Genomic DNA, 24,863 nt, shown 5'->3' on the forward strand with positions numbered 1-24,863 from the left:
CTATTCGGGTTCACTTCAACCTCGGCATAAGGCTTTTTTGGATTACCATTTTAATATGGAGAACCCATATGGAGGAAGTGTAACTTGTAATACACTTGCTTCCGCTGAAAATTCTTCGGTTGTATAAATGTTAATTATTTTCTTACCAGTAACATGAAGAGGGAGTGAAACTGTAACTTCACTATTAGTAGGGTTTAAAACGAAAAAGATAGTTTCATCTTCATATGTTTTCGTGTAAGAAATATAATTACGGTCATCATTTGCTTCGATGAATTGGAAAGTACCATGTCCTCCAAATGCTTTATGTTGTTTCCTTAATGCAATTAACGTTTGTATATGTGCAAATAATGCATGATCTTGTTCTTTAGTGTCCCAAATCATACATTTACGGCAATCTGGGTCCATGCCCCCATCCATACCGATTTCATCTCCATAATAAATACAAGGAGAGCCGATGAAAGAAAGATGGAATACATAGAGCAATTTCAGCTTATTTTTATCTCCATTGCATGTTGTTAAAATTCTTGGAGTATCATGGCTATCTAATAAATGAAATGCTGCTTCATTTACATTCATAGAGTAGGAATGTAGAGATTCTGTAATTTGTTTCATAAATTCACTTGCTTTAATGGAATCGTTAGCAAAGTAAGAAAGTAGAGCGTTTGTAACAGGGTAGCTCATGACAGCATCAAATTGATCGCCTTGTAGCCACGGGAGGGCATCGTGCCAAATTTCTCCTAAAATATATACTTCAGGATTTAATGTCTTTATTTCACTTCGGAATTCTCTCCAAAAGTTGTGATCGACTTCATTTGCGACATCAAGGCGCCAGCCGTCTATATTGAATTCTCGTACCCAATAACGTCCTACTTCAAGTAAGTATTCTTTTACATCTGGATGAGCTGTATTTAATTTAGGCATATACGGTGTAAAGGCGAAAGTATCATAATTTGGAAGTGGCTCGGTTATAATCGGGAATTTATGAATGTGGAACCACTCTTTATATGCGGAATTCTCACCATTCTCTAGTACGTCTTGAAATTTATCAAAAAAGTATCCACTATGATTAAACACAGCATCGAGCATTACTTTTATACCGTGCTTATGACATGCCTGAACGAGTTCTTTAAAAGTTTTTTTCGTACCAAATTGCGGATCAATTTCCATATAGTCAATTGTGTCATATTTATGGTTTGAATGAGCTTTGAAAATAGGTGTGAAATATATTCCGGAAATGCCAAGCTTAACAAGGTAATCAAGATTTTGCATAATACCAGCGAAATCTCCGCCGAAAAAATTAGTTGGAGTTGGATTCGTACTTCCCCAAGGAAGGGTGTTTTCTGGATTCAGTGCACTATCCCCATTAGCGAATCGTTCAGGGAAAATCTGATACCAAATGGTGTCTTTAATCCAGGAAGGTGCTTTGAATACATCATCGGCATGAATAAATGGAAAACAGAAAAAGTTACCAACATCATCATTTGGAATGCTAGAAAAAAATCCTCGCTCTGCATAAATAAGAGTGTCTGTTTCAGCTTTTAATTCGAATCCATAACGTAAGCGCTTAAATTTCGGTTCGATTGAAATGGACCAATAATCAAATAATGCAGTAGAACCCGTTTTTTTCATTGGTGTACTTGATGAAATCCATTTCCCGTCTTTCCATTCGTAAGGATCACCGTAAATAAGGTCGGCGCTTTGAATATCATCTCTCTTAGTACGTATGCGGATGTGAATTGTTTGTTCATCGTAAGCGTATGCATAATTATCTTTCGGCCTATGATAAATGGCTTCTTTAAACATATAGAAAATCCCCCTTTAATATCTCTATACATAGTATTCCCTTAAGTGTAATAATAAAGCCTACATTGCAAACGATTGCCTTTCTCATAGCTTTAATATTGCTTATAAGAGTAGTATTCATTTCATATAAAGTCAATGCATAAAGAGTATAATGACATAATTTTTAAATTAATATTTGCAAAATGAATAAAAGAATGTATAATGATAGACAAATAGCGCAAACGTTTTCATAGATTGAAATATTGTTTGCGCTTCAATTAAACTATTAAATGCAAACGTTTTCAGTTACTGAGGTACATAGACAATTTAGGGAGGTTTTTGGGATGAAGAAAGCATTATCATTATTAACGGTTTCCGCAGTATCTATTGGTATGTTATCTGCATGTGGACCGAAAGATTCAGGGAAAAAAGAGGAAAGTAAAGCGAAAAAAGACTATGATCTTCTTGTTTGGGAAGATGAGAAAAAAGGTGTGGGTCTAGAGCCAGCGGTGAAAAGTTTTGAAAAGAAATATAATGTGAAAGTAAAAGTTGAAGAGGTTCAGATGACGAAACAAATAGAAAAACTTCGTCTCGATGGTCCAGCTGGCACAGGGCCAGATGTTGTAACATTGCCACATGATCATATTGGTAATGCGGTAACAGAAGGGCTACTTTCAGAAGTGAAAGTAGATGATACAGTAAAAAGTAAATTTACAGATTTATCAATAGAAGCACAAACATATAACGGAAAAATATACGGTTTACCAAAAGCGATTGAAACACCAATCTTTATTTATAATAAAAAAATGATGCAAAAAGCACCCGAAACGATGGATGAACTGTTTAACTTCTCAAAAGACTTTACGAAAGATGGAAAATACGGATTTTTAGCATTAGGAGATAACTTCTACTTCGCTAATGCATTCATGGCAGGTATGGGTGGTTATGTATTTGGTGAAAAAGATGGAAAGCCAAATGCAAATGATATTGGATTAAATAATAGCGGTGCGGTACAAGGTGCTGAATATATTCAAAAATGGTACAAAGAAAAACTATTCCCGAAAGGTATTATCGGTGAATCTGGTGGTTCAGCTGCAGATGGATTATTTAATGAAGGAAAAGCAGCATCTATTATGAATGGTCCATGGGCATTCCAAGCGATGGAAAAGGCTGGAATAGACTATGGTGTTGCTCCAATGCCGAAATTACCAAATGGTCAACCGATGAAAACGTTCGTTGGCGTAAAAGGATGGCATGTAACAAGCTTCTCTAAACAAAATGATTTAGCTACAAAATTTACTGAGTGGGTTACAAATGAAGAAAATGCTAAAATTCGCTTTGAGAAAACGAAAGAAATTCCACCAGTAAAATCAGTAATGGAAGATCCAATCATTAAAGAAAATGAGGCTGCAAAAGCGGTTGCGACGCAATCTGAAAATGGAATTCCAATGCCAAACATTCCAGAAATGCAAGAAGTTTGGAAACCAGCTGGAGATGCGCTTCAATTAGTTGTATCAGATAAAGAAGCACCAAAATCCGCACTTGATAGTGCAGTGAAACAAATTAAAGGTAATATTGAGGCAAATCATAGTAAGAAAAAATAAGGTGAAATTCGTGCCTCTAATATGAGGGGCACGAATTCTCTCCCTTCCATGTGGGAAGAAAAAAGGGGGAAGGAACATGCAAACATCTATGGAACCTGCAAAGGGGTTAAATGGTTCAAAGCATAGGAAAGTGGCAACCATGTTATCAATCATTCCAGGCGTGGGCCAAATGTATAATAAACAATTTGTAAAAGGTCTTATTTTTCTAGTATTAACAGGTTCATTTATTGTAGCCTTTTCTGATTTATTAAATATGGGATTATGGGGCATTGTAACGCTCGGTACAGAAGTTCCACGTGACCATTCCGTCTTTCTATTAGTAGAAGGGATCTTGGCACTTATCGTTATCGCTTTTGGGCTTGGCATATATGCATTTAACTTATATGATGCATATCAAAATGGGAAGAAACGTGATATTGGAACACCGTTAAATTCTGTAAAAGAGCAATACCGTAATTTGTTAGATCAAGGCTTTCCCTATTTAATGGTTTCACCAGGGTTTCTACTACTTATCTTTGTTGTCGTATTTCCAATCATCTTCGTAATTTTAATTGGATTTACGAACTATGATTTATATCATTCTCCTCCTGCTAAATTAGTAGATTGGGTGGGCTTTAAAAACTTTATTGATATTTTCACATTACCGATGTGGAGAGATACATTTTTAAGTGTATTTTCTTGGACTGTCATTTGGACATTCGTTGCAACAACATTACAAGTTGCACTTGGTATTTTTTTAGCGATTATCGTAAATCAGCCTGGTATTAAAGGTAAGGCAATTATTCGAACAATCTTTATTTTACCGTGGGCTGTTCCAGCATTCGTATCTATTCTTGTATTTGCTGGTATGTTTAATGAAACATTTGGAGCAATTAATAACCAAGTATTAGCTTTATTCGGGATTGAAAAGATTGCTTGGATGACAGACCCGTTTTGGTCAAAGATTGCTTTAATTATGATTCAAACGTGGCTTGGTTTCCCGTTCGTCTTTGCAATGACAACAGGCATATTGCAATCGATTCCAGGAGAATTATATGAAGCGGCCACAGTAGATGGAGCAACTGCTTGGCAACAGTTCCGCAAAATTACATTGCCACTTGTGTTATATGCAACAGCGCCAATATTAATTACGCAATATACGTTTAACTTTAATAATTTTAGTATTATTTATCTATTTAATAACGGGGGACCTGCTGTGTCTGGACAAAATGCAGGTGGAACGGATATTTTAATTTCATGGATCTATAAGTTAACGATGACTTCGGCTCAATACGGCAAAGCAGCAGCTCTTACAATGATTTTATCGTTAATCGTTATTACAGTTGCGTTATGGCAATTTAAGAGAACAAAATCATTCCAAGAAGAGGATATGATGTAAATGAATATTAAACGACAAAAGATGCTACGTCTTTCATTAAGTTATTTAGTTATCTTCATAATGTGTGCGATTGTTTTCTATCCATTACTATGGATAATTGGCTCATCGTTTAATCCAGGAGATAGTTTATCTGGGTCAAGTATTATTCCGAAAAATGCCACATTAGATCATTATCGCAAGCTACTTGATCTCGATTCAAGTAATTACTTACTTTGGTATAAAAATACTTTGAAAGTAAGCGTAATGACGATGATTTTCTCTGTACTAACCATTAGTTTTACTGCTTATGCATTTTCGAGATATCGTTTTGTTGGAAGAAAGAATGGTTTATTAACATTTTTAATTCTGCAAATGATCCCGAATTTTGCAGCGTTAATCGCACTATATATATTAGCTCAGTTAACAGGATTACTTGATACACATCTTGCATTAATTTTAATTTATGTGGGCGGAGCAATTCCGATGAATACATGGCTTATGAAAGGGTATTTTGATACGATTCCGAAAGAGTTGGATGAATCAGCTCGAATGGATGGAGCAGGGCATTTCCGTATTTTCTGGCAAATCATTATGCCACTTGCAAAGCCAATCGTAGCGGTTGTAGCGTTATTTACTTTCATTGGTCCATTTACAGATTTCATTTTAGCGAGTATTATTTTGCGAACACCAGAAAATTATACTTTAGCAGTTGGATTATATGAAATGGTTGCGAAAAAATTCGGTAATGAATTTACAACGTTTGCAGCGGGTTCTGTGTTAATTGCGATCCCGATTTCAATTTTATTCCTATCACTACAAAAATATTTTGTTTCCGGTTTAACAGCTGGAGGTACGAAAGGATGAAAAATGGGACACTACGTCCCATTTCTCTTTTCATCTCCCTATANNTATAGGGAGATGAAAAGAGATTTGACATCACATGTGAAAAGAAGTGAAATAAATAGTATATTATAGTATAGGAAAATAAAGCTATATCCCTTACAATACATGAAGAGGGATAATAGGATCAGTTTTGCAAGATATAAGAAATGGAAGTTTATGACTTGCAATGAGTGCGAGATAAAATATATGAAAAATGACAGAGAAATGAGAGGAGGGGGATTTTTATGACAGTTACAATTAAAGATGTGGCGAAGCAAGCGAATGTTGCACCATCAACAGTTTCTCGTGTAATTGCTGATAATCCAAGTATAAGTGAAAAGACAAAGCGTCGTGTTAGGAAAGTGATGAGTGAATTAGGGTATCATCCTAATTTAAATGCGAGAAATCTTGCGAACCAAACGACGAAAACACTTGGTCTTGTTATGCCAAGTTCTGCAAGTAAAGCTTTTCAAAATCCATTTTTCCCAGAAGTTATAAGAGGGATTAGTTCATTTGCACACGTAGAAGGTTATGCGCTTTATATGTCGACAGGTGAAACGGAAGAAGAAATTTTTAATGGTGTTGTAAAGATGGTACAAGGGCGCCAAATTGGTGGCATTATTCTTTTATATTCAAGAGAGAACGATCGGATTATTCAATATTTACATGAACAAAATTTCCCGTTTGTTCTAATAGGGAAACCATATGATCGAAAAAATGAAATTACATATGTAGATAATGACAATTATGCAGCTGCGAGAGAAGTAGCAGAGTATTTAATTTCATTAGGCCATAAACAAATCGCATTCATTGGTGGTGGGTCAGATTTACTTGTAACGAGAGATCGTTTAGCTGGTATGAGCGATGCTTTAAAACTAGCGGACATTACGTTATCAAAAGAGTATATTTTACATTTTGATTTTTCAAGGGAAAGTGGTCAACAAGCCGTGGAAGAATTAATGGGACTAAAGCAACCGCCAACAGCAATTATGGCAACGGATGATTTAATTGGACTTGGTGTGTTAAGTGCTCTTTCTAAAAAAGGATTTGTTGTACCGAAGGACGTTTCTATTGTAAGTTTTAATAATGCTTTACTATCAGAAATTGCGAGTCCTCCGCTTTCAACAGTGGATGTGAATATTTATCAACTAGGATATGAAGCAGCAAAAGCTTTAGTTGATAAAGTAGAGAATGCGGAGTCTACTGCGAAATGTATCATTATTCCACATAAATTGCTAAAGCGTCACACTTGTGATCATTATGCAGAAAAAAGCTAAGAGTTTAACTCTTAGCTTTTTGTTTTAGGAAGGCTTCTAATCGATCGCAACCTTCTTTTAATGTTTCGATGCTGTACGCATAGGACAAGCGAAGATAGCCTTCACCATACTCAGAGAATGCTGTTCCTGGAACGACGGCTAGTCCAGCTTCTTTGACAAGATCAAGTGCAAAATCAAATGATGAAGATGTCAAATGACCAACATATGGGAATAAGTAAAATGCACCTGTTGGTTTTTCGACTGTTAATCCCATTTGAGTGAGTCTATTATATACGTAATCACGGCGTTTTTTATATTGATGACGCATCATTTTGGGTGCGTCTTTAGCTGCTGTTAATGCTTCAATTGCAGCGTATTGAGCGATTGAAGTAGCGCATGTTACATTGTATTGATGAACTTTTAATATATGTCCTGCTAAATAGCTTGGTGCGAATAAAAGTCCAACACGCCAGCCAGTCATAGAATGTGATTTAGATAAACCGTTAATGACAATGGTCTTTTCACGCATTTCTGGGAAATGAGCGATAGATGTATGCTTTTGTTCATATACAAGCTCGCTATAAATTTCATCTGAAAGAACGAAAATATTTTTATCTTTTAAAACATCTACAATATCTTTTAGTTCTTCTTTTGATAAGGTTACACCAGTTGGATTAGAAGGATACGGTAGTACGATACATCTTGTTTTTTCTGTAATAGCATTTTTTAGCGCTTCAGCTGTTAAACGGAATCCAGTTTCACGAACATCTACAAAAATAGGCGTTGCACCGCATAATCGAATAATAGGTTCGTATCCTGGATAAATAGGAGCAGGCAAAATTACTTCCGTTCCAGGCTCTAAAATTGTTCGGAATGCAACATCAATTGCTTCACTAGCACCGATTGTAACGATGGTTTCGTTTTCAGGTGAATAATGTAAATCGTAGTTATCTTTTACGAAGTTACAAGCTGCCTTGCGTAAGTCTAGTAAACCAGCGTTATGTGTATAGCTTGTATAGTTTTCTGTAATGGCCCGTTTTGCCGCTTCTTTTACGAGAGAAGGTGTAGGGAAATCGGGTTGTCCAATTGTTAAAGAAATCAAATTATCATAGTTTTGAATCATGTTAGAGAATTGACGGATTCCAGAAATTTGGATGTCCTTCACTCTAGGGTTAATGAATTGTTCCATTGTATCTCCCTTTCTTCCGTTTGAAAATTAAGTTCATTTTATCATATTTTCTATGATTACGCTTTGTATATGTTATTTAGAAAGAGAGAGAAAAGAGAAAAAAAGCCGCTATAAGCGACTTTTTAATATCCGTATTCCCAATCTATTTCATCTTCATTCCAGAGTACAGAGGATACCTTGCCAAGGTGAACAACAGATTCGTTTACAGCACATGTGCAATTTTCTTCTCCTGCTTTATGCTGTAACTCTTCATATACTGATTTTTCAACATTTTCTAGAACAACCAAATTTTCTTCTTTTAAAACAAGCGTAGTACCCGCCATATTTATCTTCCTCCTACTAAAGTAATGATCACTTATTTGTAAACATAGATAGTATGGATTATATGCTGTATTTTGCTATAGTTGTCCGTCTAAAAAAGTATTTTTACATTTTCTTTGTAATCCGTATTCATTGTATACTGCACGAAGGAAATTTGGTACAGGGTTTACAATCATTTCGAAAATCTGTAACAATTAATATGAGTTGTTAACAAATAATTAACAAATATGTTAAGAAAAATCAAAATTTTAAAACAAATAAACCTATAAAATGATATAATCATATCAAAATACATATAGGGGATGAGAGGTTATGGAGCTTATCCGTGATTTGTTGATCCAAATTGCCATCATAATTTTGCCATTATTTTTATATGAAGCGATTCGTTTAAATCGCTATCAAGAAATGCCTCCGAAGCCAAATCGTTACTTTATTATGTTTTTATCTAGCGTTACGCTCGTTCTATCCATGACATATTCTATTTGTTTTGGCGATGTGTGCGGGTATAACTTTCACCCCATTCCAATTGTTAGTGGGTTTTTATATGGTGGGATTGTTGGTTTAATTCCAGCGGTTATTTTTGTTGCATATGAATGGTTACTAAAGGGAATGAGCTTTCTTCCGGTTGTAGAAGTAATATTTCTATTGATAGTTCCGCTGTTTTTATCAAAGAAATGGTCTCTTTTTTCAAGGGATAAGAAATTAATTTTAGCATTTATGATTTCATCATTTTATGTGCTTGTTTCTTTAGTATTAGGCATGATTAATGTTCTTTTGGAAACAGGATTTACACCGTATATTTCGCAAATATATAGCGGATTTATATTTGCCTCGCTTATCATGGTCATGACAACGGTATTTCAGGTGTATTTAACTGAATATTTAAACGAGAATGCATTGCTACGTACAGAGATGCAAAAATCAGAAAAGCTTAATATTGTAAGTGAGTTAGCAGCAAGTGTGGCACATGAAGTTCGAAATCCACTCACTGTTGTTCGTGGATTTATCCAATTGCTAGAAAGTACAGAAGATGTGAAGAATAAGGATTATATGCGTCTCGTATTAGCTGAATTGGATCGGGCGGAACAAATTATTTCAGATTACTTAAATTTAGCAAGGCCGCAAATTGAGAAAAAAGAACACATTTGTTTATCAGCTCAATTAATAGAAATGACCACTCTTATGTCATCATTTGCAGCGATGCAAGGTGTATATTTACAAGTTGAAATTTCAGAAAGTCTTTATACGATCGGTGATAAGACAAAATTGAAGCAAGCTATTATGAATGTTGTTAAAAATGGTATTGAAGCAATTCAAGGAAATAAAGGGTATTTAAAAGTAACAGCTATTCAAAAAGATGAAACAATCGTAATAAGAGTTAAAGATAGTGGTGTTGGTATGACGAAAGAACAGTTAGCAAGGCTGGGGCAACCATATTATTCTTTAAAAGAAAAAGGGACAGGATTAGGGCTTATGGTAACATTTAGTATTTTACAAGCGCATAATGGTACATTGGAATATAAAAGTGAAAGTGGAAAAGGCACTGAAGCAATTATTATATTACCAGCTGTACGAAATAAGGAATAAAAGTTACCGATGAAAGGTAACTTTTTATTTTATATTGTTTATTCATTTGTTTTTTCTTGTTTTGCTCGGCTAAATAAACTCTTAAATGATTGAAAGAAGCCTTGCTCTTTTGAGGCAGCAACCATTCTTTTTGTTTCTTGAATTTCGCGAATAACTTGCATAAGCTGTGTATCACGATTACTGTCCTTGTTATAAATTTGACTAACAAGTTTATTCATTTTTTCTTCCTGTTTGGATTCTCGTTTATACATATGATTCATTAATAAGTCCATCTTTTCTTTTTGCAGTGCATCTGTTTGAGCTGCGTGATCAACTAACTCTTGTAGCATTTTTTCTTGAGAGCCTTCTTTTACATAAACTTGTTGCATCAATTCGTCTAGCTTTTCATCTTTTAAACGATTTTGGGTGATAAGGGTAGAATTTTGATGAATGATTGCTTCATTTAATTGAGCGAGCATTTCAAGTTTTAACATGAATTCCTCAAAGTTACGCCCATCTTCTTTTTCTTTCGGTTGTATTTCTTGCTTATCTTGTATAACAGGTATAGGTGGGGCTTCTTTTTCTTTTAAAATAATTGGTATCGTTTCTGAAATATCTTCTTGTAATGTAGCGGCTCTTTCATGTATAGATTTCAATAGTTTTAAATCATCTAGTTTATAAATACGGGCATCGGCTGTTTTTGAAATAATATATCCATGTTCCTCTAAGAGTTGGCTATATTTGCGGACTATATGTTTTGGGATACCTGTTTTGTTCGTGACATCTTTCGTTTTATAGATAGCTTCCATGATATTTCCTCCCCAAAAAGTATCGTATATATCATTTCAATCTTTTATGAGGACTTCCTTTGAAAAAGAATGTCGGAAGGCTATTAGTTTTCTACAGCATTAGTGAAAAAATGAAAGTTTTTGGCGGAATGGCAAGGAATAACTAAAATAATGTCTGAAAACATATACAGGAGAAGTTTGTTATAATAACTGAGGAAAAGAAACTGGTAGAAACATGGAGGTATACATGAAGCAATTAAAAGGTATTATCATTTCAATTATTGCAATCCTGTCTATTTTAGTAGCAGTCTATGAAGTACTTGTGCCAGAGGAAACAGGTGTAAAAAAAACAAATACGTATGATCAAGTGTTAGAATTTCCGAAAGAACGTTATCCAGAGACAGGAAAACATATTACAGATGCTATAAAAGAAGGGCATTCAGAAGTTTGTACAATCGATCGTGGTGGTGCTGCAGATAGAAGAAAGCTGTCGTTAGCGCCATATCCATCAAAAAAAGGATATGATCGTGATGAATGGCCAATGGCTATGTGTAAGGAAGGCGGAAAAGGGGCGCATATTGAATATATAAGTCCAGCGGATAACCGCGGAGCAGGTTCTTGGGTAGGAAATAAGTTAGATAAATACCCAAACGGTACGCGAGTAAAATTTGAAGTGAAGTAATCGTTGTACATTTCATAATGAAGGAGAAGGGGAACTATGGAGTTAACAATTTCTTATTCACAATTAATGTTGATGAACTATGACGGTGAGCAGCCTTATGTAGACTGGACTGATGAAGATTTTGAAAGAGGTTATGCTAAGGCGGATGGAACTGTTATTTTTGAAGCACTTTCTGATTATACTTGTGAAGTAAAAGTGACTTGTGGGAAACATATTGAAAAAGAAGAAGTAGTTAGAACGATTACGGTTCCTTTTACAGTTGAAAATGAAAGTATCGTTATAACGAGTATTCTTTCAAGTAAATTTCAAATCCCTATTCCAAATGGTGAGTATACAGTTGTATTACAAGCAATTCCTCTTGAAGAGCCAACGGATGATGAATTATATAAAATACAATACGAATTCTTTTTTGAAAGTAAAGAATAGAAAATGGGTTATCCTGAGAAAAGGATAACCCATTTTTGTTATGCGTTTGTTTTTAAAAGGGAACGAGCATCTTTCGCTGCTTGCACCATATGTTCTAAAGCTGGAATAACTTCTTCTGTTCGTCTCGTTTTTAAACCACAATCAGGATTAATCCAGAAATATTTAGGGTCGCATACTTGTAAAGATTGTTCTACGATTTTATACATTTCATCTTTACTTGGTACACGTGGGCTATGAATATCATATACACCTAGACCGATGCCTTTTTCGTATGTTGTATGTTTTAATGTATCAATAAATTCTCCGTGACTTCTTGATGTTTCGATAGAAATCACATCTGCATCTAATGCGCGAATCGCGTCAACAATATCTTCGAAATTACTGTAACACATATGAGTGTGAATTTGTGTTTCATTTGCTACAGAAGAAGTTGCTAAAAGGAAGGACTGTACTGCCCATGTAATATAAGCATCCCAATCTTTTTCTTTTAGCGGCATTCCTTCACGAAGTGCTGGCTCATCGACTTGGATTACTCGAATTCCGGAAGATTCAAGTAGTTCAATTTCGTGACGAAGAGCTAATGCAATTTGATATGAAACTTCTTTTCTTGAGATGTCATTTCGAACGAAGGACCAATTTAAAATCGTAACAGGTCCAGTTAACATTCCTTTTACAACTTTCTCTGTTAAGCTTTGTGCATAAACAGTTTCCTTAATAGTCATTCCGTTAATAAAGGCTACATCACCATAAATAACAGGTGGTTTTACGCAGCGGGAACCGTATGATTGTACCCAACCGTTTTTAGTGAATGAGAAACCAGCAAGGCGCTCGCCAAAATATTCGACCATGTCAGTTCTTTCAAATTCACCATGTACAAGGACATCAAGACCAATTTCTTCTTGGTAACGAATCCATTTTTCTGTCTCTTTTTCAATAAATTGTTCATATTGTTCGTTTGAAATAGCGCCAGTACGCCACTCTTTTCGCGTTTGACGAACTTCAGTTGTTTGCGGGAAGCTACCGATAGTCGTTGTTGGTAACAATGGTAACTCTAGGGCAACTTGTTGTAATTCGTATCGCTTTTCAAATGGAAGAGGACGTGAAAAATCTTCTTCTTTTAGTGCTGTTCGTGCTGCTTTCACATCTTCTCGGTTACGTGCAGCAGACGAACGAATTGTATGATGTACATTTCGATATGTTTCCAGCTCATTACTAATGCTTTCTGTACCTTGAGTCAGAGCGGAATGAATAAGAACTAACTCTTCTAATTTTTGATTTGCAAATGCTAACGCATCAAATAGCTCAGTCGATAAGTGAGTTTCTTCTGTTTTATCGATTGGTGTATGCAATAAGCTACAAGAAGGCTGAACGATGAAATCTGTCGTTTGGACTTGTTTTTGTAACGTTGTAAATAACGTAAGAACTTCATCAAGGTCAGCTCTCCAAATGTTACGGCCATCTATACAACCGACAGCTAAAGTTTTATCAGTTGGGAATCCGTATTTTGAAATAGCATGTAGATTACCTTCTTTACCATGAACGAAATCTAATCCAATACCGGATACAGGGAATGTAATGATTTCTTCGTAGTTTTCTTCTACACTATCAAAATATGTTTGTAAAATTAGATTCGCATTTGGAACCTCTTTACGAATAGCTTCATAAATTTCTTTTGCTTGTTGCACTTCTTCTTTCGTTAAAGAAGCGAAAATCGGTTCATCAATTTGAATGATTTGTGCACCAGCTGCATGTAGTTCTGAAAGCAGTTGTACGTAAGGTGCAACTAATTGTTTTAAAATAGTAGCGAATTGATCTTGTGTATAACCTTTAGCTAATTTCAAGAAAGTATATGGTCCTAAAATAACAGGCTTTCCATCTACTCCTAATTCTTGTTTTGCCTCTTCGTATAAGCGAAGTGGACGATTATCTTTTAAAGAGATTTGTAATCCCTCTTCATATTCAGGAACGATATAATGATAGTTTGTGTTAAACCATTTTGTCATTTCGGAAGCTACGTGATCTTTAGAGCCACGCGCCATTGCGAAATATACATCAAGGTAAGATGTAAACTCAGAAAAACGTGATGGGATAAATCCGAGCATATAAGCTGTATCCAAAACGTGATCATAATATGTAAAATCGCCAATTGGAATGAGTTCAATTCCTTTTTCTTGCTGTGCTTTAACATGTTGAAGGCGAATTTCTTTCATTGTTGTTAAAAATTGTTCTTCATCGATTTTATTGGACCAAAAAGCTTCCAATGTTTTTTTCCACTCTCGTTGTAGTCCGATACGTGGATAACCTAAGTTACTTGTTTGAATTGCCATTTCAAATTCCTCCCTAATTGAAAGTAAGCATTTCCGTTTACTAGGAAATACCTATAACAAAAAGTATAAAGGCACAGAAAATAAGCCTTCCTTTTTGTTTTAACACCTCATCATCATCCGTGAATCTATCAGTGTTGTTAAAACAGGCAGGTCTCCTGACTTATGCTTCATATAATTTCTTTCACCTTCCCGTTTTCACAGTGGCACCAAAAAGAAATCTCAGCATTTACAGTGGCGGGACCGTGTTGGAGTTTCACCAATCTTCCCTTTTAAACACGAAACGAAATGTTCGTGTACCCATTTTCCTTTTGAAAGGAATTTAACAAGCGATATGATATTGAAACAAATTCTAACACAATTTTTGGAATTTTGTCTACTGTTTTAAAATAAGAAAATTCTAAAGTTTTTTATTTTTATTATTCTTATTTTTCTGATTTATTAAGAGGGATAAATTGGATTAAATGTATAAAGAAGTGTGTACTTGTACAGAAATAAGACGCTAGTTATGTTATTTAACAATCGGTCCACCTTATATCGAAAATTAAACAACTATATGATAACCCCGTCCTACATTAGAACGGGGTTATGCTTATTTTAGATTTTAAAATGAAATAACTTTATTGTCTTTTTGCAGTTTCTTCTTTATAAGCTTCATCTATATTAATTTCTGAAAGTCGGCCTGCAACTGCATCTGTAAGAAGGGTGTTTAACCATTGCAATTCAACTGTAATATGTTCAATAACGCTTTGTAAAATATATAGTTGTGCACGTGGAATTTGTCCTTTACTACAATCATAAATAGTTTGCATTTTATGTAAATATTGAACGGTATCATGTTTCTTCTTTTCTAAAATAGGAACTAACTCTTGATCATCACCAAAATGAGCGAAAGAGAGTGCTGAATAAATTGGTTTATATATTTGATTTTTTGCCTCGAATTGTTTTAATAGTAACGTGTGAAATAACTGTTTACCTTCTTCTGTTATATGAAAGATTGTTTTATCTGGTCTATTCGTATCTCGAACAATCGTGGTAATACTAATTGCACCTTGCTTTTCTAATTGCTCGAAGGCGTAGTAAAGTGATCCTTTTGCATATTTAATATAACAATCCATTTGTCTTTCTTTCATGATATGTTGTACTTCATATGGATGTTTATCCCCTTCGAGTAGCAAGCCGAGAATGACTAATTTCATGCTCATGCTGTCTCAACTCCTATATATAGAAACTTTATCCCGATTGGTGAGGGATAATAATCAGTGGAAATGGTCCTAAAGTTTTACTTTATATATTATAAACGGCATACCCTTTTTCATAAAGGGTATGCCGTTTATTTTTTCTATATTAACTTACTTGCTTTTGTTTTTGTTTTGTTTTTGGGCCAGTAAAGAGGCGTTCATTTCCCATAAGTAAAATACAAATAATACTTAATACAGCCGGGATAAGTGCCCAGAAGAATGTACTGGCAATAGATGTAGCGAGAGCTTCTTTAATACCAGTTAATATTTCAGCTGGTATTTTATCGGTAGCACCTGGTGTTAATAAGAAACTTGTGTCTCCACCCTTTGGAGCTAATTTTGCTAGTTCAGGAGGGAACACAGTGTTTAGTTTATCTGTAAAAATATGATTTTGAATTGTACCGAAAATCGTTACACCAAGAGTCATACCGAGTGAACGGAAGAATGAGTTTGTTGATGTAGCAGAACCACGGTCTCTCATTTCTAATTTGTGGATAGAAGACATACTTAGAACTGAGAATGAAAAACCAACCCCAAGTCCAGTGAGAACCATGAATAGCGTTACAAGTACGCGTGGTGTGTCCATTGTTAAAGTACTTAGTAAATAAATACCAAGAACGAAGAAAACACCAGATGCTATCATGATGTTACGATAACTTGTTCGAGAAGCTAACTGTCCACCTGTTTGACTTCCAATTACAGAACCGACCATCATAGGTGTTAAAATCAATCCAGCATTTGAGGCTGAACCGCCGAGAACACCTTGAACGAAGATCGGAATATATACGGTACAGATGATAAAAGCGGCACCATAGAAAAAGGCAACTCCTTGGCTAGCTGCGAATAAAGGTTTTTTAAATAGATGGAACGAAATAATAGGCTCAGTTGCTTTTCGTTCTACGAAGAAGAAAATAATAAGCATAATAACAACTGTTGTAAATAAACCGATAATTACAGTGGAATTCCATGCATATTCCTTACCACCAAGTTCTAATGCGAACATTAAGCAAATGATACTAATGACAAGTGTAATAGCGCCAGCCCAATCAATTTTTTGTTTTCTAAATTCTAGAGACTCACTGTAGTATTTAGTAATGAAGAAAAAGGAGATAAGTCCTAATGGAATATTAATATAGAAGACCCAATGCCAACTTATATAGTCTGTAATATAAGCGCCTAATAAAGGACCGAACACACTAGATGTCCCGAAAACAGCACCGAATAGCCCTGTCATCTTCCCGCGTTTTTCTGGTGGGAAGATATCGTACATAATTGTGAAGGCGATAGGCATAAGAGCGCCGCCACCGATTCCTTGAATTGCTCTATAAATACTTAATTGTTCAATACTTGAAGCTGTTCCGCAAAGCGCAGAACCGAATAAGAAAAGAATGAGTCCACCAATATAAAAACGTTTCCGCCCGTACATATCAGAAAGTTTTCCGAAGATAGGCATACCTGCCATTGTTGCTACCATATATGCAGACGTGACCCAAACGAACTTATCAAATCCTCCTAGGTCTCCAACGATTGTTGCCATTGCGGTTGCAACGATTGTATTATCCATTGCCGCCATTAAAATACCAAGTAGTAAACCAGCAACAACAAATTTTGTCTTGTTGGCGTCTTTTTTTGATAATTGAGATTCCAAATATAACCCTCCTTTAATAATAAGTAAACCATATTAAGTTTTGAGTGCAGCGCATAAAAATTTAATATAGTTCTTTCAAATCAATTTACACAAGTGCACTGACAAAGCCATAAAGAATATTATAGTCAAATTTGACTAAAAGGCAAACTTTTTCTTCCGTCAAAATATTCTTTCGTATGAGTAGAGAGCGAGTGAGTAATACTGAATATTGTCATAAAGTCAATGAAGGAAATTGTAAAAAAATATTTCAGTAAGAACCCCTTCTGTTAACAGATGAAAAATGGTTTTTTCTTCATATTGTCGAATAGGATAAAAGGAAGAGAAATATTAAATGTTGCTTGTAGTTAAGCTTTAGTAATTTGGAGAATTCATTGTGTGTATGATACATCTGAAATGAGGTGAATATATATTATGAAAATATGGGGACGAATTTCGAATACAGGAAAGTATTCAATACCGCTACAACCAGTATTGTGGATTGACGGATCGAAAAAGGAAAACGAATTTCCTCATGTAGCCGTTACATTACAAATCGGTAGTATGTATACAGAACAATTTTCGTATGAATTGACCTATGATGTAAACGACATACTTATTATGCGAATTGAAGTGGAAAATAAAGGGGTAGAAATGATTTCGAGAGTTGTTGTAAGTCATATGATTCGAGATTACTTTGCGTATATTCCTAATTCTTTAAAGGTTGATAAGGGGATGAGTGAGTTTTTATTCCAACTTGTAAGATGGCGAATTGATGATTTATTACCGAATGAGAAGGTGGAACTACGTTGTAAAATAAAAGCTAATAAAGATAAAGCTCTCAAACAAGCATTCTTTCAGGCTACATATACATTTCAAGATAAAGAGATATCATATGGCCCATTGCAAACAAATGAAGTTGTTGTGCGTCAATGATAAAAAGGAACCTATACAAAAGGTTCCTTTTTAGTGAAGGTTGTGTTTTTTGAGTATTTTCTTTTGCTCTATTCCTTTTTTTCCTACATAGTTATTTTTGTAGCCAAAGTATAGAATAAATAAAAATGAAACAATATTAACAATAGCGTCGATTTGATCGTTTGTAATAAAGTGTATGCCGAAAGAGGTAAATAATAATTTTAATGATAATAGAAAACCAGCTAGTAAACGCATAGCATCTGGTAGATTCTCTTTTTGTAGCACATAGATTACTCCTTTCTATTAAAAGTTATATATTATATATATGAAATAGAGTAGAAAAGGTATACAAGCTTAAGTGGAAATGTACATTGGATATGTACATTTTTTATTTTGTAGAAAAACATTATTGCTATAGAAACATATATTGGTATAAAAGGAGGAGAAGTATGAAACATAAAGGGAAAATTAGTGGATTATTACTTGGGAATACAGTCGCAGTTACAGAATGGATTGCACTTCAGGATGTAATTGCAAAACTGGATTCACGATCATTTTATACCGTCTTTATTATTTATATATTGCAAATGATACTAAGTTATTATTTTGGACATTGGTACGATAAAAGGGCGAGCAATCGTATGGATGTGGAAGTAGGCGGAATGGCAAGCAACGATTTTGTTGTTGATTTTTTCGGGAAAGTAGCTGCTTTATCTGAAAGAGATTCGCGTAATATTACAGTGTACATCCTTTCTGTAAAAGAATGGGAAGGATTAAAAGACACGTTGCAAGAAAAAAAGTTGGGAGTGTTAGTACAAAAATTGGAGCATACCATTGTAAAGACAATTCGGAAAGGAGATGTCGTTACGAAGTGGGATGAAAATAAGTATGTTATTGTAGCAATTGATAATGGTCATGAAACATCAACAATAACAAAACGATTAATGAAAAATATTGAAAGTGAAATCGAAGGTGGTTTACTCAGTGTCACTCTTTTATTTGGAGCAGCTAGCTATCCGCTAGAAGGAAAAACGTTTGAAGAGCTGTTGAGAAAGTCGCAAAATCAATTGTACCAGTATAGAAATTTGTAAGGAAATGAGTGAAACTTTGATTTGAAGATATATGATAGGAAGAAGTTCTATTTGTAACATTTTTTTGACTTTTATTACAAAGAAACGTCGCGTTTGTAATAAAAGTCTTTAAAAATATATGAAATAAGCATATAATTATGATGGAAGTGCCAATGCAATTTGCACAATGTGTTTCATTTGAAAAGTGTAGAGGAAAGCAAGCTCTACACTTTTCCTTTTTAGGAAATGAAAAGAATATTTGTAAGTTGTTGCGAGATATCGATTGTACTGTGTAAAATGAACAAAGAGATTATTTGATAGAAAGCGGGAAAGGGAATGATAGACGTGAGAACGGAACGATCATCTTTTATCAGGTGAACTATTATAGTCTTATTAAGACTGAGGTGAAATTCAGTGGGCATTAAGGTAATACATAATGTGAACAGGTTTTAAAAAACACGAAGTACTATACTTAAAGATGGATATGGAACTGCTAAATACTTCAAAAAGAATAATGTAATATCAAGTAATAATTTGTACAAACAATATGAATGATCTTCGTAAAAAAAGATGCGAGTGTATAGAACAATTACATATTTTATAACTTTTTTATATTACACGATGGTCGTTTATAAGTAGGAGGAAAAGATGTTGAAATATAGTAAATTAGCAATTGTAACTGCATTATCAATGACTTTATTAGCCGGTTGTTTTGGACCGAAACCAGAAGAAGAATTATATGTAGCGTTTGAAAACGCTGCTAAACAAGAAAAAACAATGTTTGAAGATGCAAAAAAACTTGAGACTTTAGAGAAAGAAGGACAAGAATTATATAACCAGATTGTTCAAGAAGGAAAAGATAATAATCAAACAGTTAAAGAAAAGCTGAATCAAGCAGTAAAGAATACAACTGAACGAGAAAAAGTGCTTACAAAAGAAAAAGAAGCTTTGAATAAAGCGCAAGAAGAAGTGAAATCAGCTGATAAATATGTGAAGAAAATTGAAGATAATAAGCTGAAAGATCAAGCGGATAAAGTGAAAAGTACGTATGAGAAACGACAAGATTCATTTAATAAGATGTATGACAGCTATAATAAATCTTTAAAACAAGAAAAAGAATTATATACAATGTTACAAGATAAAGGTACTAAATTAAAAGACATTAGTGAAAAAGTAAAGGTAGTAAATCAATCTTATAAGGACATTGAGTCAGAAAAAGATAAATTTAATGAATTCACAAAGTCTTATAATACAGAAAAAGTAGCTTTTTATAAACAAGCAAATATTAAAATTAAAGAAGAGAAAAAATAAAACAGTTTGGCNNGCCAAACTGTTTTATTTTTTTGTATAAGTACGACTATACCATGGAACAGGTTCACTTAATTTTTTTTCTTGTTTCAATGCTTCAGGACCAATATAATCTTGAAGTGTTTTTTTTGCTACTGTTAAAGATAAGGTTGTTTTCGGGTTTCGATAGGAGGATTCAAGATGACCAAGATGCGGTAGAATTCGAAAATCTTCTTTCGTAGGAGGGATGTGGAAAAAATAATCGCCTAAACGTATAAGAACATCAGATTGTTGTTGGCTAAAACGTGGGTTTCTAGAAAAATGTAATCCTTCTTTAATTGCTTTTTTTTCAGCAATCAAACGTTCTAAAGCTGTCTTTTTTAGCCAGTATAAATATTTAGGATTAGTAGCTGCTTTAGCATGACGATTCACAACGAAAATAGATTGAGCTAGTCGATTAATAGAATGTTGGTTTTGTAATTGAGATTGTGGTTGTGAAGGTTTCATATTGAATCTCCTTTCAATTTTTCATTATTATACCATAAATAAAATAGGTTTTTATTATATGCAAAAAGTGATTGTATATATTTTCAATATTAAAGCAATATTGTTACAAAAAACAACTATTTTGTATAATAGTAATAGAATATGTTTTGAAATTTGATAATGAAAGAGTGAGAAGTTTGAAAGAAATATTAAAACAACAATATGCCATTATAGATATTGGATCTAATACAATGCGTTTAGTTATTTATGAAAAGCAAAACGGAGGGTTTTATAAAGAGATTGAAAATACGAAAGTGGTTGCTAGGTTAAGGAATTATTTAATCGATGGTGTGTTGAATGAAGAGGGAATAGAAGTATTATTACAGACATTATTTCAATTTCAAGAAAGTACGAGATTCCATCAGTTGCATCATGTACTTTGTGTTGCAACAGCAACAATTAGACAGTCTGAGAATCAAGAGGAAATCAAAAAACTTGTTGAAGGACAAACGGACTTTACCCTTAGAGTATTATCAGAATATGAGGAAGCGCGTTACGGATACTTGGCGGTTATGAATTCTACATCGTTTTCAGAAGGAATAACGGTAGATATTGGTGGGGGAAGTACGGAAGTTACATACTTTAGAAATAGAGAGATTTTAGAGTACCATAGTTTTCCTTTTGGGGCGCTTTCTTTAAAGCAACAATTTATTAAAGGGGATATTCCTACTAAAGGCGAGTTAGAGGGAATGCAAGAGTATTTGGAGTTTCAATTTCGGACGTTACCATGGTTAATTGATAAGAAATTGCCTCTTATTGCAATTGGTGGTAGTGCGAGGAACTTAGTAAAAATCCATCAAAATTTAATATGCTATCCTATAGCAGGATTACATCTATACAAGATGAAAGAAGAAGATATTGAAAATGTAAAAGATGAATTGGAAAAATTGTCGTTCATAGAACTTCAGAAATTGGAAGGGTTAGCAAAAGATCGAGCGGATACGATTATTCCAGCGGTTGAAGTATTTCATACGCTTGTTAACGTTATAGAGGCACCGGCATTTGTATTAAGTAGAAAAGGGTTAAGAGAAGGTGTTTTCTATGAAGAGTTGACAAGGGATTTGGGGATTTCGTATTATCCGAACGTAGTTGAAGAAAGTTTGCATTTACTATCACATGAATACGAAATGGATATGGAATTTGTCATTCAACTTAGTAAACATGGAAGACTAATTTGTAAACAGCTTGAAGGAATGGGTCTTATTTCGATGTCAGAGAAAGACTGGGAAGTATTCCATCAAGCAGCGAAAGTATTTAATATAGGTAAATATATAGACGAAGAAGCGAGTCGTTTGCATACGTTTTATTTATTAGCGAATAAAACAATTGATGGCATGATGCATAAAGAGCGAGTGAGGTTAGCGCTTATTGCATCTTATAAATCCAAAATGTTATTTAAGCAACATTTATCTCCATTTGAAGGTTGGTTTGATAAAAGTGAACAGAAAAAAATCCGCCTATTAGGAGCTGTTTTGCAATTTTCAGCTACATTAAATGTAAGACAAAGGTCACTTGTTGATACGATATCTATAACAGAAAACGAAGAAGGATTAACATTTAACGTTTTATGTGAACAATCGGCATTAGCAGAAAAAGTGCAAGCTGAAAAACAGAAAAAACAGTTAGAAAGAGTATTAAAAACGAATATTAATTTATTATTTGAATTAAAACATTAGGTTGTACGGATGTCTTTACAAAAAATTTACACTTTATAATATTGTAATTTGCTAAAATAAAAGTAACTAAATTATAGTAAAAAAGTTTCAAGGGGAAGTGTGAAGAGAATGGAATTGTTGAAGGGGAATGCAGTAAATTTAAATGATACAGCTTATTACAATAATCGAGAGTTAAGTTGGTTAGCATTTAATGAACGTGTACTACAAGAGGCACAAGATACAAATAATCCACTTTTGGAAAGATTGAAATTTATTAGTATTTTTAGTTCGAATTTAGATGAATTCTTTATGGTACGTGTAGCGGGATTAAAAGATCAAGTGAGTGCTGGATTTAACCAACCAGAAAATAAAGCTGGCTTAACACCAAAAAAACAATTAAACAAAATTGCGATAAAAGCCCATGAACTAATGACAGTACAATATGATACATTTAAAAATTATGTATTGCCAACACTTGAGTTAGAGGGAATTGAACGTTTAACATTTCATGATTTGACGAAAGAGCAGAGAGAATTTATAGAAGAGTATTTTGATGAGCAAATTTTTCCGGTGTTAACTCCTGTAGCTATTGATGCATATCGACCATTTCCAATGTTATTAAATAAAAGTTTGAATTTAGCTACTCTTTTATATGATGAGAAGCAAGTGGAGGAAGAAAACCGGACGAAGTTAGGAATTGTACAAGTTCCTTCATTACTTGAGCGCTTCATATTTTTACCGAGCGAAGGGCAAAAGCATAAATTTATTTTATTAGAAGACGTAATTAGTAGTTTTACTCATAAATTATTTACGGGATATACAGTATCATCTGTTACTCGTTTCCGTATTACACGCAATGCAGATTTAACGATTCATGAAGAAGGTGCGAGAGATTTATTAAAGGTAATTGAAAAAGAATTAAAGAAGCGTAAGTGGGGAGCTGCTGTACGTTTAGAAGTTGGGAAAGAACACATTGATGAAAGAGTATTAGCGTTATTATATGAGGTTCTGGAAGTAAAAGATGAAGATGTATATATAATGGATGGACCATTAGATTTAACATGCCTATTTTCTTTATATAAAAAACTAGCTCCTTTATATGAACATCTTGTATATCCGGCTCTTATTCCGCAACCGCCTCAAGATTTAGGTGACGAGGAAGATGTATTTGAAAAAGCAATTGAGCATGATATTTTATTACATCATCCTTTTGAATCATTTCAGCCGGTAGTTGACTTTGTCCGTGATGCGGCAGACGATTCGAATGTACTTGCTATTAAACAAACGTTATATCGAGTAAGTGGTGATTCACCGATTATTCAGGCGTTAAAGATAGCGGCTGAAAAAGGAAAACAAGTGACGGTATTAGTTGAATTAAAGGCAAGATTTGATGAAGAGAACAATGTTCATTGGGCTAAAGAATTGGAACAGGCGGGCTGTCATGTTATTTACGGTGTAAGTCACTTGAAAACACATAGCAAAATTACGCTAGTTGTAAGAAGAAAAAACGGAAAAATCGAAAGGTTCGTACATCTCGGGACTGGTAATTATAATGATGCAACCGCGAAGTTATATACTGATTTCGGATATATTACATCAAGAAAAGACTTTGGGGTCGATGCAACCAATTTCTTTAATTATTTAAGTGGTTATACAACAAAGCCGCACTTTCATCATTTATCGGTTGCTCCATTTGATATAAGAGAGCAATTTATGGATTTAATAGATGAAGAAATCCGTTATCATAGGCAATATGGAAATGGATATATTATCGCTAAGATGAATTCATTAACGGATAAGCCATTAATTAAAAAGATGTATGAAGCATCACAAGCTGGAGTAAAGGTAGAGCTCATTGTTCGAGGAACATGTTGTTTAAGACCTGGTATTCCAAATGTAAGTGAAAATATTCGTGTAGTTAGTGTTGTTGGAAGATATTTAGAACATAGTCGTATTTATTATTTCCATCACAATGGGGAGGAGAAAATATATTTATCTTCAGCTGATTGGATGACGCGAAATATGGAGAAGCGAGTGGAAATATCTTTCCCAATATTAGATCTTGAAATGAAGGCGAGAATTAAGGCCATTTTACAACTTACATTAGCCGATAATGTGAAAACACGTGAACAAAATAAAGATGGTGATTACTACTATGTTATTAATGGTAGTACAGAAGAAATTGATAGCCAAGTGAAGCTGTTTAAGATGGCGTATCAAAATACAGACGCTGAATAATGAAAAAAAGTAAAAACCTCTTATGGACATGAAGTGAACCCCGAAAAGGGGACACGAATCAAAACACCTAAACCAATTGTTCCCTAAATTCTTTAGGGGATAGGTGGTTT

21 protein-coding genes and 1 riboswitch are annotated in these 24,863 nt (G+C 34.2%); of the genes, 12 read left to right on the top strand and 9 right to left on the bottom strand.

Features of this window, described 5'->3' with window-relative positions; translation table 11 throughout:
- Positions 1–42: 42 nt before the first annotated feature.
- Entirely contained in the window at positions 43–1,803 is a 1,761-nt protein-coding gene (locus COK05_RS27355; protein WP_098615038.1) for an alpha-glycosidase, read from the bottom strand.
- Between the two features lie 323 nt (positions 1,804–2,126).
- Here COK05_RS27355 and COK05_RS27360 point away from each other — a divergent pair, with 323 nt between their 5' ends.
- The 4 genes from COK05_RS27360 (at position 2,127) to malR (ending at position 6,902) form a co-directional block, all read left to right on the top strand.
- Positions 2,127–3,386: an extracellular solute-binding protein gene (locus tag COK05_RS27360; RefSeq protein WP_098615039.1), complete on the top strand. Its 1,260-nt coding sequence runs from the start codon at positions 2,127–2,129 to the stop codon at positions 3,384–3,386.
- A gap of 76 nt (positions 3,387–3,462) precedes the next feature.
- Positions 3,463–4,764: a maltosaccharide ABC transporter permease MalC gene (malC, locus tag COK05_RS27365; RefSeq protein WP_098615040.1), complete on the top strand. Its 1,302-nt coding sequence runs from the start codon at positions 3,463–3,465 to the stop codon at positions 4,762–4,764.
- Complete coding sequence (gene malD, locus COK05_RS27370; RefSeq protein WP_098615041.1) at positions 4,765–5,607, top strand: maltosaccharide ABC transporter permease MalD; 843 nt, start codon at positions 4,765–4,767, stop codon at positions 5,605–5,607.
- 263 nt (positions 5,608–5,870) lie between these two features.
- Complete coding sequence (gene malR / locus COK05_RS27375) at positions 5,871–6,902, top strand: maltose operon transcriptional repressor MalR (RefSeq protein ID WP_016080429.1); 1,032 nt, start codon at positions 5,871–5,873, stop codon at positions 6,900–6,902.
- Positions 6,903–6,906: 4 nt separating this feature from the next.
- On the opposite strand, the gene COK05_RS27380 is transcribed toward malR, so the two are convergent.
- Both COK05_RS27380 and COK05_RS27385 read right to left on the bottom strand, forming a co-directional pair.
- Positions 6,907–8,070 carry an aminotransferase A gene (locus tag COK05_RS27380; protein WP_098615042.1) on the bottom strand — a complete coding sequence of 388 codons (1,164 nt, stop codon included), beginning with the start codon at positions 8,068–8,070 and terminating at the stop codon, positions 6,907–6,909.
- A gap of 122 nt (positions 8,071–8,192) precedes the next feature.
- Positions 8,193–8,393, bottom strand: a complete 201-nt coding sequence (locus COK05_RS27385) for a hypothetical protein (protein WP_000929280.1) — start codon at positions 8,391–8,393, stop codon at positions 8,193–8,195.
- Between the two features lie 310 nt (positions 8,394–8,703).
- Here COK05_RS27385 and kinB point away from each other — a divergent pair, with 310 nt between their 5' ends.
- Positions 8,704–9,978 carry a sporulation sensor histidine kinase KinB gene (gene kinB / locus COK05_RS27390; protein ID WP_098615043.1) on the top strand — a complete coding sequence of 425 codons (1,275 nt, stop codon included), beginning with the start codon at positions 8,704–8,706 and terminating at the stop codon, positions 9,976–9,978.
- A 38-nt stretch (positions 9,979–10,016) separates the two neighbouring features.
- Here the strand turns inward: kinB and COK05_RS27395 are convergent, their stop codons facing one another.
- The gene (locus tag COK05_RS27395; RefSeq protein WP_098615044.1) at positions 10,017–10,766 is read right to left on the bottom strand and encodes a DUF3967 domain-containing protein; all 750 of its coding nucleotides are present in this window, start codon (positions 10,764–10,766) and stop codon (positions 10,017–10,019) included.
- 226 nt (positions 10,767–10,992) lie between these two features.
- On the opposite strand from COK05_RS27395, the gene nucA reads away from it, so the two are divergent.
- Both nucA and comJ read left to right on the top strand, forming a co-directional pair.
- Positions 10,993–11,427, top strand: coding sequence for a DNA-entry nuclease (nucA, locus tag COK05_RS27400; protein ID WP_098615045.1), 435 nt, complete (start codon positions 10,993–10,995; stop codon positions 11,425–11,427).
- A gap of 36 nt (positions 11,428–11,463) precedes the next feature.
- Complete coding sequence (gene comJ / locus COK05_RS27405; RefSeq protein ID WP_098615046.1) at positions 11,464–11,853, top strand: competence protein ComJ; 390 nt, start codon at positions 11,464–11,466, stop codon at positions 11,851–11,853.
- Positions 11,854–11,891: 38 nt separating this feature from the next.
- Here comJ and metE read toward each other — a convergent pair whose 3' ends face one another.
- The 3 genes from metE to COK05_RS27420 form a co-directional block, all read right to left on the bottom strand.
- Positions 11,892–14,180 carry a 5-methyltetrahydropteroyltriglutamate--homocysteine S-methyltransferase gene (gene metE / locus COK05_RS27410; protein ID WP_098615047.1) on the bottom strand — a complete coding sequence of 763 codons (2,289 nt, stop codon included), beginning with the start codon at positions 14,178–14,180 and terminating at the stop codon, positions 11,892–11,894.
- Positions 14,181–14,308: 128 nt separating this feature from the next.
- A riboswitch (cobalamin riboswitch) is annotated at positions 14,309–14,496 on the bottom strand.
- 301 nt (positions 14,497–14,797) lie between these two features.
- Positions 14,798–15,382 carry a PadR family transcriptional regulator gene (locus COK05_RS27415; protein ID WP_098615048.1) on the bottom strand — a complete coding sequence of 195 codons (585 nt, stop codon included), beginning with the start codon at positions 15,380–15,382 and terminating at the stop codon, positions 14,798–14,800.
- A gap of 142 nt (positions 15,383–15,524) precedes the next feature.
- The gene (locus tag COK05_RS27420; protein WP_098615049.1) at positions 15,525–17,066 is read right to left on the bottom strand and encodes an MDR family MFS transporter; all 1,542 of its coding nucleotides are present in this window, start codon (positions 17,064–17,066) and stop codon (positions 15,525–15,527) included.
- Between the two features lie 411 nt (positions 17,067–17,477).
- Here COK05_RS27420 and COK05_RS27425 point away from each other — a divergent pair, with 411 nt between their 5' ends.
- Positions 17,478–17,978, top strand: a complete 501-nt coding sequence (locus COK05_RS27425) for a hypothetical protein (protein WP_098615050.1) — start codon at positions 17,478–17,480, stop codon at positions 17,976–17,978.
- Positions 17,979–18,008: 30 nt separating this feature from the next.
- Here the strand turns inward: COK05_RS27425 and COK05_RS27430 are convergent, their stop codons facing one another.
- Positions 18,009–18,242, bottom strand: a complete 234-nt coding sequence (locus COK05_RS27430; RefSeq protein WP_098615051.1) for an SPP1 phage holin family protein — start codon at positions 18,240–18,242, stop codon at positions 18,009–18,011.
- A gap of 164 nt (positions 18,243–18,406) precedes the next feature.
- Between COK05_RS27430 and COK05_RS27435 the strand changes: the two genes are divergently transcribed.
- Together COK05_RS27435 and COK05_RS27440 are read left to right on the top strand one after the other, a co-directional pair.
- Positions 18,407–19,048, top strand: coding sequence for a diguanylate cyclase domain-containing protein (locus tag COK05_RS27435; RefSeq protein ID WP_098615052.1), 642 nt, complete (start codon positions 18,407–18,409; stop codon positions 19,046–19,048).
- A gap of 627 nt (positions 19,049–19,675) precedes the next feature.
- Positions 19,676–20,338, top strand: a complete 663-nt coding sequence (locus COK05_RS27440) for a YkyA family protein (RefSeq protein ID WP_098615053.1) — start codon at positions 19,676–19,678, stop codon at positions 20,336–20,338.
- 24 nt (positions 20,339–20,362) lie between these two features.
- On the opposite strand, the gene COK05_RS27445 is transcribed toward COK05_RS27440, so the two are convergent.
- Positions 20,363–20,821, bottom strand: coding sequence for a YkyB family protein (locus tag COK05_RS27445; RefSeq protein WP_000804864.1), 459 nt, complete (start codon positions 20,819–20,821; stop codon positions 20,363–20,365).
- 176 nt (positions 20,822–20,997) lie between these two features.
- On the opposite strand from COK05_RS27445, the gene ppx reads away from it, so the two are divergent.
- Both ppx and COK05_RS27455 read left to right on the top strand, forming a co-directional pair.
- Positions 20,998–22,536 carry an exopolyphosphatase gene (ppx, locus tag COK05_RS27450; protein ID WP_098615054.1) on the top strand — a complete coding sequence of 513 codons (1,539 nt, stop codon included), beginning with the start codon at positions 20,998–21,000 and terminating at the stop codon, positions 22,534–22,536.
- A 108-nt stretch (positions 22,537–22,644) separates the two neighbouring features.
- Positions 22,645–24,753, top strand: a complete 2,109-nt coding sequence (locus tag COK05_RS27455) for a polyphosphate kinase (RefSeq protein ID WP_098615055.1) — start codon at positions 22,645–22,647, stop codon at positions 24,751–24,753.
- The last annotated feature ends 110 nt before the right edge of the window (positions 24,754–24,863 follow it).

It is taken from the genome of Bacillus cereus (genome assembly GCF_002567495.1).
GTDB classification, from domain to species: domain Bacteria; phylum Bacillota; class Bacilli; order Bacillales; family Bacillaceae_G; genus Bacillus_A; species Bacillus_A cereus_AQ.